Source organism: Oleiphilus sp. HI0067 (genome assembly GCF_001635735.1).
In genome coordinates this window covers 1-17,901 of record NZ_LWFI01000014.1, presented here as the reverse complement: position 1 = coordinate 17,901, position 17,901 = coordinate 1, and the positions used below count along the sequence as shown (strand labels likewise).

The following is a 17,901-nucleotide window of genomic DNA, read 5'->3' as shown; positions in this document are numbered from 1 at the left end:
ATTATTGCTGGTATTACTCCCAAGCCGATTTATAAGAATAGAATGACGCTTACATGGATTGAACATTTGGAGTATTCAATATGAAATTTGGAAAATTACTTGCGGGTCTGACCCTAGCTGCAGCAGTGACTAGCGCGCAATCTGCAGTTTTAGATTCGAACGATGGATTGTTGACGTATACAGGTCCTTCGTTTGTTGATGTTGCAACGAATAACGATTTTTTAGATGATGAAATTGCAGCAGGTAGCCAGTACGGTATTGGCGGTATTCTTGAATTGAACGGCATGGCTGATCTGACCTTTACATACTTAGGTTTTGAAGCAGGCTATGACAACGATTTCGAAGCATACAATAATACGTTCTCAAACCGTGGCGGAAACGCATCAACAGTTGGTGATAGCTTTTCGGCTACAGCGGATGAGTTGGTATTCAGCTTTTACGCGAACAATGTAAACAGCGGTGTTGAAAACCCAAACAACCCAGTTGTTGGTAATCAATATCAGTCTTTCGCTGTAATGCTTGATTCAATGTGGGATGGCGTTATGTATGACGCAATTCTATTGTTTGACGATTCAGGTGCAGGTCCAGACGATAACCATGACGACTTGGTTGTTGGTTTGAATGCCGTTGCGGTTTCTGAGCCGGCAACACTGGCTTTGATGGGCCTAGGTCTATTAGGTCTTGGTGCAGCGCGCCGCCGTCAAGCTTAATCGTTTGATGAATTCAAAACCCGCTTCTTGAAGCGGGTTTTTTTATGCCTGAGTGATAGTGTTTATGAAGTATCGGGGCAGAGAGTAAAATGTAGAGGGCAGAGCGTTGCTTTACTTAGAGTACGCTGGCATCGTCCTGTATCAGCTAATATTTTGCAGGAATCCGTTTGGATAGTTGGCGGGGCTCGCATAATCTTCATAGGGGATGGTGTAAAAGGTGTTAAGCGTAGGTGGCTGGAGGCACTTCGCTGTATGGGGCGCGCTAAAAGGCTTTCTTTGATTGATGCGCGTATTTAAGGGGTAGTTAGACATAAAAAAAAGCGCCCGAAGGCGCTTTGATAAGAAGTTAAAAACTACTTATTTTTGTCTGCGTCGTGCTGCACCTAAACCTGCAAGGCCAAGGCCAAGAAGTGCTAATGTCGCTGGTTCAGAGACGGCAGTAGGAGTCACTTTCACGTCATCAAGGAAGTTACCAACTGTGCCGACTTCTGGTGTGATAGATGTGAAACGAATGTACGTTTGCTCGCTTAACGCTTCGAACGTTGCTGTGAAGTAGCTCCACGCTGAAGTAGTGTGGTCTTCGATTGTTTCAGAAATAATAGTCTCTTGGAAGTCCTCATCACTTTCATCTACCGCGTAGATGTCGAATTGGAAAGTTTCGTTTTCGCTTGAACGTGCACGGTAAGCGAAAGAGACGTTGTATTCGAAGCCAGCTGTTGTGTCGAACACTTGGTAGATTGAGAATTCAGTTCCGGTGTTTGGATGTGCGTTAAGCTCACCATGCTGTGTACCTTCCGCTGAAGTCACGCCATTAAAACCTGATTCCCAGATTTCGATGTTGCTGCCTTCCCAGCCTGGTACGTCACCTGAGGATTCGTAAATCCAGCCGCTGCCGTCATTAAGTTCAGGTGCTTCAAAGCCACCGTTAAGAATAAGATTCGCTTGAGCTGTTGCGCTAAAGCAAAGCGCTGCGCCAGCGATAATTCGTGCTAATTTCATCTTTACGTCCCTTTTTATTTACTGCGATAAATTTGCTTAATTGTTAAAGCAATAAATAGTCCGGTATCTAAAAATCTATATGTATCATTGCTTTATAAGAATTTTGTCTTTCCTATATTCAATAAACTGTAAAGTTTCTCGACACGCTTAGTGGTATTTGTGATGTACTTTCAGCGAAGTAATTCATATCTGCTTCGTGGATTGCGCAAAGCTTGAAAAATGCGGGTTTAACGACTATTTAATAACATTCAAACTATTGCGTTCGCGAATCAGGGAGGACCCCTTTAATGGAAAGCTTGAAATCTCTTGGTATCAAAAATCTGAATAATATTGATTACTACACCGTTCGTAATGAAGGTGATTTTGATGTTTTGAAGGTGTATCACCATCGTGAAAAAGGCGCCATTTTTCATAAAAGTGAGAAGTTCAAATTCCATCGCTCAAGCAAGCCCATGAAAGAATTTTCAAGCGATAGTTACACGCAGATTAGTGAGGTGTCGCCAATGCTTGTGTCGGTGATGAGTGACTTAGACGCAATCACAAAAAAGAAGTCAGTCGAAAAGAACGCAAAAGAAAAGATCTTGTCAGACCTGAGACACTTAGAGAAAGTTGTTGCGAATAAAGTTGCTGAGATTGAAGAGTTGTTGGACCGGCTCTAGCACTCCATGACAAGTTAATTATCGGTTTCAGGGCGTTACCTTCATGATGTGTTGAATAGGGTAGCCGCGCTGATCGTTTTGGCTTCAGCGACAGCTCTGTCTTCGCACTTATATTTAGACCTAAATTTAGCAGTAAATATTTAAGCTTATTGCTGCGCGTGATAGCATAATATGCTCCTCGTGTAGTTACCCTTTGCTTTATTTAGGAACCCCTGTTTCATGTCGTCTGGCACGCTTCCACAGTTTGTTCATTTACGTGTCCACACCGAGTTTTCACTCGTCAACGGCATGGTTCGCATCAAGCCTCTCGCAAAATATATCGAAGAAACTGAGACTCCAGCGATCGCGATTACGGACCAGTCTAATCTTTGTGCGTATGTGAAGTTCTACAAAGCTATTCGTGGCGTAGGGGCGAAGCCGATTCTTGGAGCAAGTATTTTCTTAGAAAATGAGGATGACGAAGACGATCCATATTTTATGACCTTATTGGCAAAGAATCAGAAGGGTTATCAAAACCTGACGGAATTGATCTCACTCGGATTTACTGACGGTCAAAAGGGCGGTAGGGCGCTTATCAAGAAAGAGTGGTTGGAGGACGCCGCTGAAGGTTTGATCGCATTGTCTGGGGGGCGTCTAGGCGATGTTGGTAAAGCCTTGGTAAACGGCAAGCATGAGCTCGCAGCAGATCGAGCGAGACATTGGCAACAAGTCTTTCCAGATAGTTACTACCTTGAATTGCATCGAACCAAACGCGAAAATGAAGAAGATCACTTACATGCGGCGGTCGCGCTTGCCCAACGTATTGCATGTCCTGTTGTCGCCACCAACGACGTCCAGTTTATCAACCGAGAAGATTTCGAAGCCCACGAAGCGCGAGTTTGTATTGCCGATGGTGAGACCCTTGATGATCCTCGTCGCATAAAACGTTATTCCGAAGAGCAGTACTTAAAAACCGCCGATGAAATGGCTGAGTTGTTCAGTGATATTCCTGAGGCGCTAGCAAATACGGTTGAGATTGCTAAACGTTGTAACGTTGAGTTGCGCTTAGGCGAGTACTTCTTGCCAAATTATCCTGTGCCTGACGGGATGACGATGGATGAGTTTTTCCGTCAATTATGCCGAGATGGTCTAGATGAGCGTCTAGAGGTGATTTTGGGTGGCGAAGGCAAAGATACGCCTGAAGCACGCCAAGAATATTACGATCGACTGACCTTCGAGCTAGATATTATTTTACAGATGGGGTTCCCTGGTTACTTCCTCATCGTAATGGACTTTATTCAGTGGGCTAAGAATCACGATATTCCTGTTGGTCCAGGACGAGGCTCGGGCGCGGGATCTTTGGTCGCATATGCGCTAAAAATTACCGATTTGGACCCGCTTGAGTACGATCTTCTTTTCGAGCGTTTCTTGAACCCTGAACGTGTTTCGATGCCCGATTTCGACGTCGACTTTTGTATGGATGGCCGCGATCGCGTTATTGGTTATGTGGCAGATCACTACGGCCGTAATGCGGTGTCGCAAATTATTACCTTCGGTACGATGGCCGCAAAAGCTGTAGTTCGTGACGTAGCGCGTGTACAAGGTAAGTCTTATGGTTTGGCTGATAAATTATCGAAGCTCATTCCTTTTGAAATTGGGATGACTCTTGCTAAAGCGATTGATGCAGAACCTGCGCTCAAGGAATTCCTAGAGACTGACGAAGAAGCTCAAGAAATATGGGAAATGGCGCTGTCGTTAGAGGGCTTGACGCGTAATGTTGGTAAGCACGCGGGCGGTGTTGTTATCGCTCCGACGAAATTAACCGACTTCGCTGCTTTGTATTGCGATGAAGAAGGTGGCGGTCTTGTTACACAGTTTGATAAAAACGACGTAGAAGATGCGGGTCTAGTAAAGTTTGACTTCCTTGGCCTGCGAACCCTAACTATCGTTGATTGGGCCTTGAAGATGATTAATCCTCGTCTTCAAAAAGAAGGCAAAGAAACGATAAACATTGATCATATCCCGCTTGATGATCCTGCCTCTTTCACTTTATTGAAAACGGCCGAAACGACGGCTGTATTCCAGCTCGAATCACGCGGAATGAAGGAGCTGATTAAGAAGCTTCAGCCAGATAACCTTGAAGATATGATCGCACTTGTTGCTCTGTTCCGTCCGGGGCCATTGGACTCAGGGATGGTTGATGACTTTATCAACCGTAAGCATGGTCGAGCAGAAGTAGCTTATCCTCACCCAGACTTTCAGCACGAGTGTCTCGAGCCTATTCTTGAACCAACTTACGGGGTTGTTGTTTATCAGGAACAGGTAATGCAAATCGCTCAGTCGCTCGCAGGTTATACCCTTGGTGGGGCGGATATGCTGCGCCGTGCGATGGGTAAGAAAAAACCTGAAGAAATGGCCAAGCAGCGTGAGATTTTCCGTGAAGGTGCGGTAGGTCAGGGCGTCGACCCAGAATTGGCGATGAAAATCTTCGACCTCGTAGAAAAATTTGCGGGATACGGTTTTAACAAATCACACTCTGCTGCTTATGCATTGGTGTCTTATCAAACGCTCTGGCTTAAAACGCATTATCCTGCGGAGTTCATGGCGGCAGTAATGACTGCTGATATGCAGAATACCGACAAGGTTGTTACCTTGATCGAAGAATGCCGCAAGATGAAGTTGCCCATTGTACTGCCAAACGTGAATGTCAGTGACTACACCTTTACCGTGGATGAGCAAGGTCAAGTTGTATATGGGCTTGGTGCGGTTAAAGGACTAGGTGAAGGTCCTGTTGAAAGTATTCTAGAAGCCCGGAAAAAAGATGGGCCGTTTAAAAACCTGTTTGATTTCTGCGATCGCGTGGATCTCAGAAAGGTAAATAAACGTGCTCTAGAGGCTTTGATTTACGCCGGAGCGCTTGATTCTATCGGCCCGAATCGCGCACGTTTGATGGCGACGATTGAAGAGGCAGTGCAGCGTGCAGATCAAAATGCGCGTAACCAAAATTCGGGTATGACGGATTTGTTCGGTGCTGTTGTGCCAGACGAAACGGTAGATGATGTATATCAGCGCTCTGAAGGACTAAAAGAATGGCCTGAAAAGCAGCGCCTTGGTTTTGAAAAAGACACTTTAGGTCTTTACCTCACGGGGCATCCTTTTGATGAGTATGAAAAAGAAGTGCGTCGTTTTGCGCGCAGCGCGATTGTCGATTTAAAACCAAGCAAAAACAAAATCGCTATTGCCGGTCTGGTGGTAGATCTTCGCTTGATGAAAAACAAGCGCGGCCAAACAATGTGTTTCGTAACGCTTGATGATAGAACTGCTCGTATCGAAGCGACATTATTCTCGGATGGGTTTGAGACATTTCGTGAGCAGCTTAAGAAAGACACTGTCATTGTGATTGAAGGCAGTGTGAGCCACGATGATTATTCGGGCAATATGAAGCTAAGGGTCGATAAAGTCATGTCCTTGGTGGATGCACGTCAGCAATATGCTAAACAATTGCTTATTAATCTTGATAAGCAAAGCTTCGATGTAGGCTTCGTCGATAAGTTAAAAGCGACGCTTGCGCCTTATCAGGGCGGTGGATGTAAGATTGCCGTGCGCTATTACAGAGATGACAGTGAATCGACGATTGCCTTTGGCGACAGCTGGAATATGCGCCCAGACGATGAGGCCTTATACGAACTTGGCCATCTTATCGGAAACGAAAAAGTCTCTTTAGAGTACGATTAATAACGAAAAAAAACGCTATACTCTTGGCGAGCCATAAGCTCGCGCGTTTACTAATTATCTTGGACATATATGAATTTACAATATCTAGACTTTGAGCAACCGATTGTTGAGTTGGAAGAGAAAATTTCTGAATTACGACTCGTCGGTAATAGCCAAGATGTAAATTTAAGCGAAGCTATTGAGCGTTTAGAGCGTGAATGTGAAGCGCAAACTAAGGCGATTTTTTCAGACTTGTCTCCTTGGGATATTACGCGCATAGCACGTCATCCGAATCGTCCATATACGCTCGATTATATTGCTGAAGTATTTGATGACTTCCAAGAACTGCACGGTGATCGCACCTACGCAGATGACCCATCCATTGTTGGTGGATTAGCACGTATTGATGGGCTTTCCGTGATGGTGATCGGCCAACAGAAAGGCCGTGATGTTAAAGAGAAAGTGAAGCGTAATTTTGGTATGCCTTTGCCTGAAGGCTATCGTAAAGCTAAGCGATTGATGGAGATGGCCGAGCGATTTGGTTTGCCGGTCGTTACGCTTATTGATACACCCGGGGCCTTTCCCGGTATCGGCGCAGAAGAGCGCGGGCAGAGCGAAGCAATCGCACGAAATATCGCTGTAATGAGTCGATTAAAAACACCGATCGTGTCGACAGTGATTGGTGAAGGTGGATCAGGTGGCGCATTAGCCATTGGTGTATGTGACCGCCTGAACATGTTTGAGTACTCCACATACTCAGTTATTTCTCCTGAAGGTTGTGCATCTATTCTGTGGAAGAGTGCTGAGCACGCTGCAGAAGCGGCAACAGCGATGGGTGTTACAGCTTCGCGATTAAAAGATTTGGGTTTGATAGACCATATTATTGATGAGCCTCTAGGCGGCGCACATCGAAGCAAAACTGAAATGGCGCTCTCTCTTAAGCAACGTATCGTCGCGGATATTAAAGCCTTGCGAGATATTCCTGTTGATGACTTGATCGAGCAGCGATATCAGCGTTTAACAGCGTATGATCGAGGCTAAGCTTCAACAAGCTCTTGCTTCTTTTCCTGATGCCAAGACTATTTATATCGCATATAGCAGTGGGCTTGATTCCACTGCTTTGCTTCTCTCCGCGGTTCGCTCACTCCAAACACTAAAACCAACTCAATCATTCTGCGCTATCCATGTTCACCATGGATTAAGTTCTCACGCTGATGCGTGGGCGGAGCATTGCCAAGCTGTTTGTGCCGAATATCAAATACCATGCATTGTTGAGCGTGTTCAACTTGATCTGAAAGGTAAAAGTCTCGAGCAAGCGGCGCGTGAAGCGCGATATGCGGTGTTCAAACGACATGTCGGCACCGATGATATTTTGTTGTTGGCGCATCATCTTGATGATCAAATCGAGACGGTTCTTATGCGACTTATAAGAGAGACTGACTCGAGTTTGTTGGCTGCTATTCCTCACAGTCGGCCTATGGGACTAGGTCATCTCGTTCGACCATTTCTAGATTTACGAAGAAAGGATCTTGAGCAATATGTCCAAGACCAAGGTGTGAGTTGGGTCGAAGATGAATCTAATCGAGACCTTTCGATCACAAGGAATCGCATTCGTCATCAAGTGTTGCCGCGATTGTTGGCTCAGTCAGATAGTTACGTTGATGATTTAGTGTTGTTAAGCAAAGGGCATACTCGAGTTAATGGTTCAGCGTTGCGTTTGGCGCAAGCAGTGTTAAAGCATATGCACATCACGAACTACGCAAACGATCATGGAATTTCTCTTACTAACCTCAACTTACTTGCTAAGCGAGAGCAGACGTTTCTTTTGCGTTGGTGGTTTATTTCTCTGGGGTTAGCGCAACCTTCTGAACGAATTTTTTCGAGGATCTGGACTGAAGTGCTTCCTGCAAAATCAGGTTCTACACCCGAATTAATGTGGGGGAGTATAAGATTAGTTCGTTGCTTTGATGCTTTGTTTATCATGGATGAGTCTAGCCATTCGCTAAACCTACAGTGTGGTGATGATCAAAGCGAGATAGATTTTGACCTACTCAACGATCAAACTATTGAGCTTAGATTGTGGGATGAGCAGTCGAAACGAGATCGTTTCGGTGGGCGAAGAAAATCTGAGTGGGCGAAGCGTTTATTCTTAACGCCTTGGCGCAAGGAAAGCGCTGTGTTTGTATTTAAAGAAGGGCAAGAACTTGGAATTTTTGATGTAAAACGCAAGGTTTTTATCGCTAAGTTATAGTTACTCTCTCGCAATACAAAAGCTTCAAATATTTAAAATTCCGACTACTGTTACCCGACACATGTTCTCTCGGGAGATGGTTTATGCCTTCTACATGGATCGTGCTATTGCTGTTCACGTCTTTCTTTGCTCATGGCTCAAACTTTGTGCATCTCAACGGTTCTGGCGCAAGCTTTCCTGAGCCTATCTATCAAAAATGGTTTAAAGATTTCAGTTATCGCGATAACGATGCGCGGATCAATTACGAGGCTGTCGGGTCTGGTGATGGAATATCTCAATTCATCAACGGGGATGTTGATTTCGCGGTCAGTGACTTAGCGATGAGTGACGAGCAGTTGAGTTACTTGGAGCAGGGCGCACTGATGGTGCCTTTGATTGCTGGACAAGTTTCTTTAATGTATAGCTTGCCCTCCGTTTCAGATTTAAAACTCTCACGAGACGTGTATTCACGTATTTTTCTCGGCGAGATTCAATATTGGGATCACCCAGATATTCAGACAAGCAATCCAGGTATTCAATTGCCAGCAACGCCCATTAGCGTAGTCGTGCGATCTGATGCATCCGGCTCTAGCTTTTTGTTTAGCAATCATCTGGCTTTAGTTAGCGAGAGTTTTCGAAATAACGTAGGAGCATCAAAGTTACCAGAGTGGAGTGACCAGCCTTATTTCTTATCAGCTTTGCATAATCAGGGGGGGCACAGCTTTTGTGCGTCAGACAGAGGGTGCTATTGGTTATGTTGAGTAGGGATACGCCAAGTTAACGCGTCCGCCAACAGCCTTACTCGAAAATAGAGATGGAAAATTTGTTAGGGCGGGAGCTGAATCTGGTAAGGCTGCGTTGAGCAATGTGACGTTCCCAAGTTCAAACTTACTTCAGTCTGATGTGCCGGATCTTCGTTCGTGGGAGTTTGATCCTGCGGGCGAGGCGTCTTATCCGATCGCTTCGTTTACGTGGTTGATCTTTCCTGAGAAAATGCCTGCTGGGCAGTCTGAAGTCGTTCGGCGTTTAGTTGAGTATTGTTTGACGGATGGACAGTCCTTAGCGGAGAGAATGGGCTATATTCCGCTGCCAGAGAATGTTGTGGCTTTAGTCAGACACGCAGTGCAGTTTATCGAATAAACCGCACTGCATGAGCACTAGGATAGCGTCGCAACCATCACAGCTTTGATCGTGTGCATACGGTTTTCGGCTTGATCAAAGACGATGCTTGCTTCGCTCTCGAATACGTCTTCAGTCACTTCTAGTCCGTTCAAGCCAAAAGTTTCTTCTATTTCTTTTCCAACACGCGTTTCGTTATTGTGAAATGCCGGTAAGCAGTGCATAAATTTGCTGTTTGGGTTGTTAGTGAGCGCCATTAGTTCTTTATTTACTTGATAAGGCTTCATCAGGCTAATGCGCTGTTGCCATGCTTCTTGCGGTTCTCCCATCGATACCCATACGTCTGTATAGATAAAGTCTGCATCTTTAACACCGGCTTCAACATCGCTGGTAAGAGTGATACTGGCTCCGCTCTCAGAGGCAATGGCTTCACAACGTTCTACGAGTGATTCTTCTGGATGATATCCCTCTGGCGCGACTAGGCTAATGTTCATACCCATCTTTGCAGCGCCGACCATCAAAGAATTTCCCATGTTATTGCGAGCGTCACCAAGGTAAGCAAATTTAATGTCTTTTAAGGCTTTGTCACTGTGTTCTTGCATGGTTAGAAAATCGGCAAGAATTTGCGTGGGATGAAATTCGTCAGTGAGGCCGTTCCAAACTGGAACGCCAGAGAATTCTGCAAGTGATTCGACGTCGCTTTGGCGAAATCCTCGAAACTCTATGCCATCATACATGCGGCCTAAAACACGAGCAGTATCTTTAACGGTTTCTTTTTCACCCATTTGCGAGCCGCCGCCTATATATGTGACATTCGCACCTTGATCAAAAGCAGCCACTTCAAAAGCGCATCGTGTGCGTGTTGATGCTTTTTCAAATATTAGGGCAACGTTTTTATTTCGGAGTGCTTGTGTTTCTGTGCCATCTTTTTTCGCCGCTTTTAACTCGGCAGATAGCTCAAGAAGATCTGCAATCTCTGCTTGAGAAAAATCCAGTAATTTAGTGAAACTACGTCCTTTAAGTGCGTCGCTCATGCATGCCTCCGCTGCGTGATTATTATTTGGTAGGCATGAGTAATATATCGCCTACTCGCAAAGCAGTTCATCATATCAGATATAAAAAGCAAGAGAAGTATAGCTCTTGGTTATTGCATTTTAGAGCTCGAGCTAGGGCCTGGGTTATTGCGTTGAGTGAAGAGACGACCTACATCTAATAATGCAGTTGCGTTTTGCTGTCAGACTACTTTGTGAGATCTATGTATGTAAATGATTGGGTGTCAGAAACAAAAACGCCTGCAAGGTAGCAGGCGTTTTTAGTGGCGAATATCTTAATTTGCATCAGTCATGATGTGACTATCAAAAGTACGCTCACAGTATTTGCACTTCATACGCACATCTTCTTGATCCACGATCACTTTAAAACTGCTGTTGACGGGCTCGCCATGGGTGATGCAGTTACTGTTCGGGCATTTGAATACGGATTCGATTACTTCAGGTAGGGCTAGAGGAAGCTTTTTAACAACACGGTAGCCTTCAATTTGGTTAACTGTCGCATTTGGCGCATAGATCGCTAATTGGCTAGCTTGCTGTTGAGTCAAAAAGACATTCTCAATTTTGATAATGTCCTTTGCTTTCGTAGCTGAAGATGAAGACGGTAGGTTTAAGCCGATGGTGACTTTTTCTGTACCTTGTTCGATATCGAACAAACGTAGTATCTTCAATCCAACGTTCGCTGGGATATGGTCGATGACTGTGCCATTTTTGATCGCCTCGACCTGCATTTTTGTTTGCTTGTCCATAGTCATGCCCCCCTTAGTAGTCTTCGTTTAATAGTAAGGCGAGTAGTGCCTCGCGCGCATAGACGCCATTTTCGGCTTGCTCGAAATAATACGCATGCTTCGTTTTATCTACGTCAACCGTAATCTCGTCAACGCGAGGTAGAGGGTGCAATACCTTAAGATTATCCTTTGCAGGCTCGAGCATTGCTGCCGTTAGAATGTAGGCAGCCTTCATATGCACATATTCAGAGGGATCAAAACGTTCTTTCTGTACGCGCGTCATATATAGGATGTCGAGCTCTGAAATCACATTTTCCATTGAGCTATGCGCGGAGTACTTGATACCCGCCTTGTTCAACTCTTCACAAATATATTCCGGCATCGACAGTGCGTCTGGTGCAATGAAGAAAAACTCGGTGTTATTGAATTTCGCTAGTGCTTGTGTGAGAGAGTGAACGGTTCGTCCGTATTTCAGATCGCCAACAAATGCGACTTTGAGATTATCTAACGTGCCTTGCGTTTCGTAGATCGAAAATAAATCTAACAAGGTCTGTGTAGGGTGTTGATTTGCTCCGTCGCCACCATTAATCACCGGCACGCCGTTACTGAATTCGCTTGCTAGGCGAGCAGCGCCTTCTTGAGGGTGTCGCATTACAAAGGCATCGACATACGATGCAATCACTTGTACAGAGTCTGCGAGTGTTTCACCTTTTTTCGCGAGAGAAGTATTACCACCGTTATCGAAACCAACAAAGGTGCCGCCCAAGCGTTGAATCGCTGTTTCAAACGACAGACGTGTTCGCGTCGATGGTTCGAAGAAGCAGCTCGCAATGACTTTGTCTTTTAATGCGGTATTGTCTGGATTGCTTTTGAGTCTTTCGGCGGTCTTGACGATAGTCTCGAGTTCTTCACGAGACAATTCGGGTATGGAAATAATGTGTTTTTTAAACAGCATATTTGGCATCAGGTATCTCTCTTTCTAAAAAGATAATGAAGGTTTGTGTCTAATCTTTAGGCACTAAATAGCCACCCTCATTATCATGAGGATGGCTATGATACCAAACCTAGTGCGCCCACTTAACCGCTAGACGGCCATTTAATTCTTGCCCGCCAAATTTAAAGTAGCCTTGGCCTTGTTAATTTGTTGATAAACGAACATTTTCGCCGGCATAAGGGGCATCTGGATTAGTGTACTTGAGTTCACCCAGTACTTGTCCATTTTTCGCCCATGCTAACCAGTTAAAGCCATTTTCAACACTAACAAAGCAAATCCCGCCAGGAATATCGCCGTCTGAATAACGAATACCGAGGTCATACACGATATTATCGTTTAGCTTGCGTGTTAGTGTCGCACTTGGATTTAGCCCAAGATTTGGATGCACTCGCTCACCCAGATCTTTGATGTTGTTGCAAGAGAACGCATCGTAAGATCGGATCGCAAATTCTTTTTGCGCATGCGAAATGCTGTCATAACATAGTCCTCCACTTATACCTTCGCCACTAAGACGAGCGCCAAGTAAGTACAGAGGTTGAGCAGGAACCTTTTCTCCGTTCTCATCAAATGTTGTTTCAGCACACGATTGATAAGTGACGCCATTTTTGAAGCTCTTTTGATAGGCAATCTTTGTTAGTCCTTCACCAATTGGTTTTGCATTGCTGCACTCATACCCGCTGTTGACCGGCGGAGTTATGATTGGATGATCTGGTTCCGGGTCGACTGGAGGGTCAACCGGATCAGGATCACTTGGCTCCGGATCAATTGGAGGATCAACTGGATCGCTTGCCACTGATACCATCACGACAGCCTGCGGTAGCTACTAGGATTGGTAGTGCCACAAATAATGTAAAAATAAGTTTTTTGTTGTCATGGTTAATCTCCGACATCTCTTAAAATAAGAGGTGGGGTCGTGACTAGGTGGTTATTTATCAACGCCTGAAGAGAAGGTGGGAGGAACATCAAATATTACTTTGCTTCACCACTGTGATTCTTGTTACAAATTTACCAATCGGTCAACTTTAAAAAATAGTAACGCGCTGACAAATAACAAAAAATGCAAATTCTTGTTACATGATGATGAGCTTTATTGTGCATTGTTTCGAGGGTAGGTTTGGGGCATAAAAAAACCCCACCGAAGCGAGGGTTTGTGTCGTTCAATTAGTGCAACTTCATATTACACGATTGTACCTACTGTTAGTGTACCCATAATCAACACTGCAAGAATTAGCAGTAGAGGCCATGTGAAGCTTAGCCACTTGTTGTATGGCACGCGACCGATCGCCAAACCGCCCATAACAACAGCAAATGTAGGGTTAACTAGATTAACTAGACCGCTTGCCGACTGAAATGCCGTGACTGCAAGATGACTAGCAACTCCAGAGAATTCGGCAAGTGGCGCCATCACTGGCATCGACAAAACTGCTAAGCCAGATGAAGACGGTACGAAGAACGACAAAAGTATTTGTACACCAAACATAGCGTTAATGAATCCAATTTCACTTAAACCACTAACCATGCCTTCAGATGCATATAAAATAGTGCCTGTCAGATTACCCGAGTCCATGATGACGACGATACCGCGCGCTAACCCGATAACCAATGCAACACCTAGTAACTCACGTGCACCTTCTACAAATGTGTTACTAAACTCTTCTTCACCCATTCTAGCGACAATCGCTACAAGAATAGAGGAGGCTAAGAATAGTGCCGACATCTCAGCCATCCACCAACCTAGTACAGATACTCCGTAAACTAGCAGGGCGAATGTTCCCGAAAAAATAAGCAAAATAATATTTTGAGTACCAGTCAAGTTATCGCTGATGCTGCTGTCAGTAGTCAGAAAATGTTTTTTGTTGCTCTCAGCCATTTCAGCGACGAGTGATTTTGACGGATCATTTTTGACCATTTTGGCGTAACGCATGACATACAAGATGCCAATCACTAAGCCTGCAACCAGAATAAATAGTCGATAGCTCAGGCCTTCAGTAAATGGAATGCCTGCAGCTTGTGATGCAATAACTGTTGCGAATGGGTTGATGGTCGACCCTAGCGTACCGATACCCGCGCCGAGCATAATGATCGCAACCGCAGTCACAGAGTCATAGCCCGCGGCGATGATGACCGGGATTATCAGGGCATAGAAGGCGAGCGTCTCCTCGGCCATGCCATAGATAGTGCCGCCTGCAGCGAAGAGTATCATTAGGATAGGAATTAGCATGATCTCCTTACCCTTCAGGCTAGTCGTAACTTTGGCTATGCCTGTATCTATCGCGCCGGTCTTGGTGACAATACCAAGGAAGCCACCAATAAATAGAACGAACAAGGCAACATCAATTGCACTTGCTTCGTAGCTACCTGGATCGTAGAAACCTGCGATAGGCGCCATGAAGATGTCTGTGAGCCCTTGCGGGTTCGGGTCGACTTCATGATATGAGCCAGAAACTGGCACTTGTCTGCCTAAATCTTCATTGTCGACCATTTCGTATTGGCCTGCGGGTAAAACCCACGTTAACGCTGCCATTACAACTATGAGGCCGAAAAGAATTGTATAGGCGGTCGGGAACTTAAACTTACCCATATACTTTCTCCTTTAGGTTAATCGGTTTTAATCGTACTCAACATCTCCGCAACGGCTTGTTACAGAAGTTCCGGCTTTGCCATCTAACATGTCTAATGCATTTTCAAGGCTGCCAATGCATGACGTACCACCCGTAGCGCGTGCAAATTCACAAGCTGCTTCAACTTTTGGTCCCATTGAACCGGCAGGGAAGTTAAACTCAATCATCTGATTGGGGGATGCTTTGCGAATCGCACGTTGATTGTCTGTACCCCAGTCGAGATACACAGAGTCAACGTCGGTGAGTACTAAGAATGCGTCAGCTTCAATCTCGCGAGCGAGTAGTGCAGCTGCACGGTCTTTATCGATAACAGCTTCTACACCAGCCAATGTGCCGTCAGCTTGGTACATGGTTGGAATGCCACCGCCGCCAGCGCAAATCACGATAACGCCTTGATCGATTAGCATCTTGATGACGCCGATTTCAAAAATACGTTGTGGCAAAGGTGAAGGAACAACGCGACGCCAGTATTTGCCGTCGGGCTTCACGACCCAGTTGCGCTCCTCCGCTAAACGTTTGGCTTGCGCTTCATCGTATACGGGGCCAATGAATTTAGTCGGATCTTTAAATGCTTCGTCGTTTGGATCGACTTCAATTTGAGTAAGAATGGTCGCAAATGCTTGCTCAGCAGGCATGATGTTTCCCATCTCTTGCTCGATCATATAGCCGATTTGACCGACAGACTCTGCTCCCAGTACATCTAGTGGATAGGGGGCAGCGCCATCAAACGCTGCGGCTTGTAGTGCGAGTAAGCCTACTTGAGGTCCGTTACCGTGAGCGATGATAAGCTCGTGTTCTTTTGCGATAGCTGCTAACGATTTAGCAGCTTTCGCAATGTTGATTTTCTGATTTTCAGCGGTCATTGCTTCGCCTCGTTGAAGCAAAGCGTTGCCGCCGAGCGCAACAACCACTCTCATCTTATTGGTCTCCCAGTGTTGCAACCATGACAGCTTTAATTGTGTGCAGGCGGTTTTCTGCTTGCTCAAAACTAATGTTGTATGGAGATTCGAAAACATCGTCGTTCACTTCTAATCCATTGAGGCCATATTCAGCTTCAATTTCTGCACCCACAATTGTTTCATTGTTGTGGAATGCTGGTAGGCAGTGCATGAACTTCACATTTGGGTTTTTGGTTTTGTTAATTACATCAAGATTTACCTGATAAGGTGTCATTAAACCAACGCGCTCTTTCCATGCTTCTTTAGGTTCCCCCATTGATACCCATACATCCGCGTACAAGTAGTCAGCACCTTCAACACCTTCTGCTACGTCTTCAGTAAGGTTGATTTTTGCACCAGTTTCTTTTGCTATTGCCTGGCACTCTTTTATAAGCCACTCTTTAGGCCAGTATTCTTTTGGTGCAACAAGACTGATTTCCATGCCCATTTTAGCTGCGCCAACCATGAGTGAGTTGCCCATGTTGTTGCGTGCATCGCCAAGATATGCAAACTTCATATCGCTAAGGGGCTTGCCGTTGCCCCATTCTTGCATAGTAAGGAAGTCCGCAAGAATTTGAGTTGGGTGCCATTCATCAGTCAGGCCGTTCCAAACTGGTACGCCAGAATAGTCAGCTAGATCTTGAACGTCCTTTTGACGAGATCCGCGGAATTCAATTCCGTCATACATGCGACCTAGAACGCGTGCAGTGTCCTTGACTGACTCTTTGTGCCCCATTTGAGAACCGCCTCCAATATAGGTTACGTTAGCCCCTTGGTCGAAGGCTGCTGTCTCAAATGCGCAGCGAGTGCGAGTTGAGGTTTTCTCGAAAATCAAGCAGATGTTTTTTCCGCATAAACGAGGTTGTTCGGTACCCGCATATTTGGCTTGCTTTAGGTCCCGAGACAGATCCAACATGTAACGAATTTCGCGAGGAGTAAAATCTAAAAGTTTTAAAAAGCTGCGGTTTTTTATATTAAAAGCCATATCTCTATTCCTTAATTCTGTAAATCGTTCAGTGAAACAAACGACTAAATGTCGTCACGCTCAATTGGGCAACTCATGCAGCGAGCACCGCCGCGTCCTCGACCTAACTCATCACCTGGTATCGCAATAAACTTGATTCCAGCTTTTTCAATATTATCGATCGTGTAGTGGTTACGTTCATAACCAACAACAACGCCCGGACGAATAGTGAGCACATTATTAGCGTCGTTCCATTGTTCCCGTTCGGCTGCGAATACGTCGCCACCAGTAGGAATCATGCGAACAGAGTCGTTGCCTGTAATACGTGCTAAAGTTTTAAAGAAGCCTTTTTGTTGCGTACAAACAATGTCACCGTTGTCACCAGGAGTTAAGCTGTAGTGAATGTTTTGGTCCGATACAACGCCTGGATAGTAGGTGAAGCAGTCTCGATCCATATGTGTTAACACGGTGTCTAAGTGCATTGCTGCACGAGATTTACCAAGATCTATTGCTATGACTTCATCGGCTCCGCCTCTGGAGAATAAGCTTTTAGCCAACATTTCAATTCCTTGAGGGGTTGTTCGCTCAGAAATACCGATAAGTACTTTGCCGTTACCGATGATTTCAACGTCACCACCCTCAATCGTCGCGCCTTCATAGACGCGTTCTTCACCGCCATACCAAACTTCAAATTTTTCTTTCTTGAACATTGGGTGATAACGATAAACCGCTTTGAAATGAACTGTTTCGCGCTGTCGAGCAGGTTTCATCATTGGATTGATTGAAACGCCACCATATACCCAGCAAGAAGTATCACGCGTAAATAAGTGGTTTGGGAGCGGGTCTATGACAAAACTAGTTTTCTCCAGCTCCGAGCCCAGCAAAGATTTTGGCGCTGCTTTTAAGAGCTTGGGATCTATGTCTGCAATGGCGACACCGCCAGTCAAGTGTTTGGCAAACTGGTGGTCGTCCTGATTTTCCATGAATGCTCGAACCTCTTTGGCCATGGTCGGTCCGAAACGTAGTTCAGAGCATTGTTGATCGAGAATCCATGCTTTGGCTTGCGCATCAGCAATGGTTTCTTGAAGTAAATCATTCAGTAAGAATGTTTCTACGTCATGTTGTTCGAGCGTTTTTCTGAAGGTGTCGTGTTCTTCTCCGGCTTTGCCTAGGCGAAGAACATCATCAAAAAGTAGC

Annotated in this window: 16 protein-coding genes; 7 read left to right on the top strand and 9 right to left on the bottom strand. The window is 45.2% G+C overall.

Translation table 11 applies throughout. The features are described 5' to 3' along the window. Window positions 1-80 precede the first annotated feature (80 nt). Entirely contained in the window at window positions 81-710 is a 630-nt protein-coding gene (locus tag A3739_RS00490) for a PEP-CTERM sorting domain-containing protein (protein ID WP_068499749.1), read from the top strand. A gap of 357 nt (window positions 711-1,067) precedes the next feature. Here the strand turns inward: A3739_RS00490 and A3739_RS00485 are convergent, their stop codons facing one another. Then, a complete protein-coding gene (locus A3739_RS00485) occupies window positions 1,068-1,709 on the bottom strand; it encodes a DUF642 domain-containing protein (protein ID WP_068480458.1) in 642 nt (213 codons plus the stop codon). A 287-nt stretch (window positions 1,710-1,996) separates the two neighbouring features. On the opposite strand from A3739_RS00485, the gene A3739_RS00480 reads away from it, so the two are divergent. The 6 genes from A3739_RS00480 (at window position 1,997) to A3739_RS00455 (ending at window position 9,431) form a co-directional block, all read left to right on the top strand. Beyond that, a complete protein-coding gene (locus tag A3739_RS00480) occupies window positions 1,997-2,368 on the top strand; it encodes a DUF3461 family protein (RefSeq protein ID WP_068477463.1) in 372 nt (123 codons plus the stop codon). 219 nt (window positions 2,369-2,587) lie between these two features. After that, window positions 2,588-6,082, top strand: a complete 3,495-nt coding sequence (gene dnaE / locus A3739_RS00475; RefSeq protein ID WP_068499745.1) for a DNA polymerase III subunit alpha — start codon at window positions 2,588-2,590, stop codon at window positions 6,080-6,082. A 69-nt stretch (window positions 6,083-6,151) separates the two neighbouring features. Then, complete coding sequence (locus A3739_RS00470; protein WP_068480464.1) at window positions 6,152-7,102, top strand: acetyl-CoA carboxylase carboxyltransferase subunit alpha; 951 nt, start codon at window positions 6,152-6,154, stop codon at window positions 7,100-7,102. Beyond that, complete coding sequence (gene tilS / locus A3739_RS00465) at window positions 7,089-8,312, top strand: tRNA lysidine(34) synthetase TilS (RefSeq protein WP_068499742.1); 1,224 nt, start codon at window positions 7,089-7,091, stop codon at window positions 8,310-8,312. The genes A3739_RS00470 and tilS overlap by 14 nt, the downstream gene beginning before the upstream one ends. 83 nt (window positions 8,313-8,395) lie before the next feature. Then, on the top strand, window positions 8,396-9,052 hold the full coding sequence (locus A3739_RS00460; protein WP_068499738.1) for a phosphate ABC transporter substrate-binding protein PstS: 657 nt from the start codon (window positions 8,396-8,398) through the stop codon (window positions 9,050-9,052). 97 nt (window positions 9,053-9,149) lie between these two features. Next, window positions 9,150-9,431 carry a hypothetical protein gene (locus A3739_RS00455; RefSeq protein ID WP_156502198.1) on the top strand — a complete coding sequence of 94 codons (282 nt, stop codon included), beginning with the start codon at window positions 9,150-9,152 and terminating at the stop codon, window positions 9,429-9,431. A 17-nt stretch (window positions 9,432-9,448) separates the two neighbouring features. Here the strand turns inward: A3739_RS00455 and argF (A3739_RS00450) are convergent, their stop codons facing one another. From argF (A3739_RS00450) to A3739_RS00415, 8 genes are all read right to left on the bottom strand, one after another. Continuing rightward, window positions 9,449-10,444 (bottom strand): ornithine carbamoyltransferase, encoded by a 996-nt coding sequence (gene argF / locus A3739_RS00450; RefSeq protein ID WP_068499731.1) that lies wholly within the window; start codon window positions 10,442-10,444, stop codon window positions 9,449-9,451. A 293-nt stretch (window positions 10,445-10,737) separates the two neighbouring features. Beyond that, window positions 10,738-11,208 (bottom strand): aspartate carbamoyltransferase regulatory subunit, encoded by a 471-nt coding sequence (pyrI, locus tag A3739_RS00445; protein ID WP_068480479.1) that lies wholly within the window; start codon window positions 11,206-11,208, stop codon window positions 10,738-10,740. Between the two features lie 13 nt (window positions 11,209-11,221). Beyond that, window positions 11,222-12,151, bottom strand: coding sequence for an aspartate carbamoyltransferase (pyrB, locus tag A3739_RS00440; RefSeq protein WP_068480482.1), 930 nt, complete (start codon window positions 12,149-12,151; stop codon window positions 11,222-11,224). 172 nt (window positions 12,152-12,323) lie between these two features. Continuing rightward, complete coding sequence (locus tag A3739_RS00435; RefSeq protein ID WP_231876962.1) at window positions 12,324-12,986, bottom strand: hypothetical protein; 663 nt, start codon at window positions 12,984-12,986, stop codon at window positions 12,324-12,326. A gap of 372 nt (window positions 12,987-13,358) precedes the next feature. Next, window positions 13,359-14,762, bottom strand: coding sequence for a YfcC family protein (locus A3739_RS00430; RefSeq protein WP_068480488.1), 1,404 nt, complete (start codon window positions 14,760-14,762; stop codon window positions 13,359-13,361). Between the two features lie 27 nt (window positions 14,763-14,789). Beyond that, window positions 14,790-15,719 (bottom strand): carbamate kinase, encoded by a 930-nt coding sequence (gene arcC, locus A3739_RS00425; protein ID WP_068480493.1) that lies wholly within the window; start codon window positions 15,717-15,719, stop codon window positions 14,790-14,792. A 1-nt stretch (window position 15,720) separates the two neighbouring features. Then, window positions 15,721-16,725, bottom strand: a complete 1,005-nt coding sequence (argF, locus tag A3739_RS00420) for an ornithine carbamoyltransferase (RefSeq protein ID WP_068474715.1) — start codon at window positions 16,723-16,725, stop codon at window positions 15,721-15,723. A 44-nt stretch (window positions 16,726-16,769) separates the two neighbouring features. Continuing rightward, a partial coding sequence (locus A3739_RS00415) for an arginine deiminase (RefSeq protein ID WP_068499724.1) occupies window positions 16,770-17,901 on the bottom strand: 1,132 nt, incomplete at its 5' end.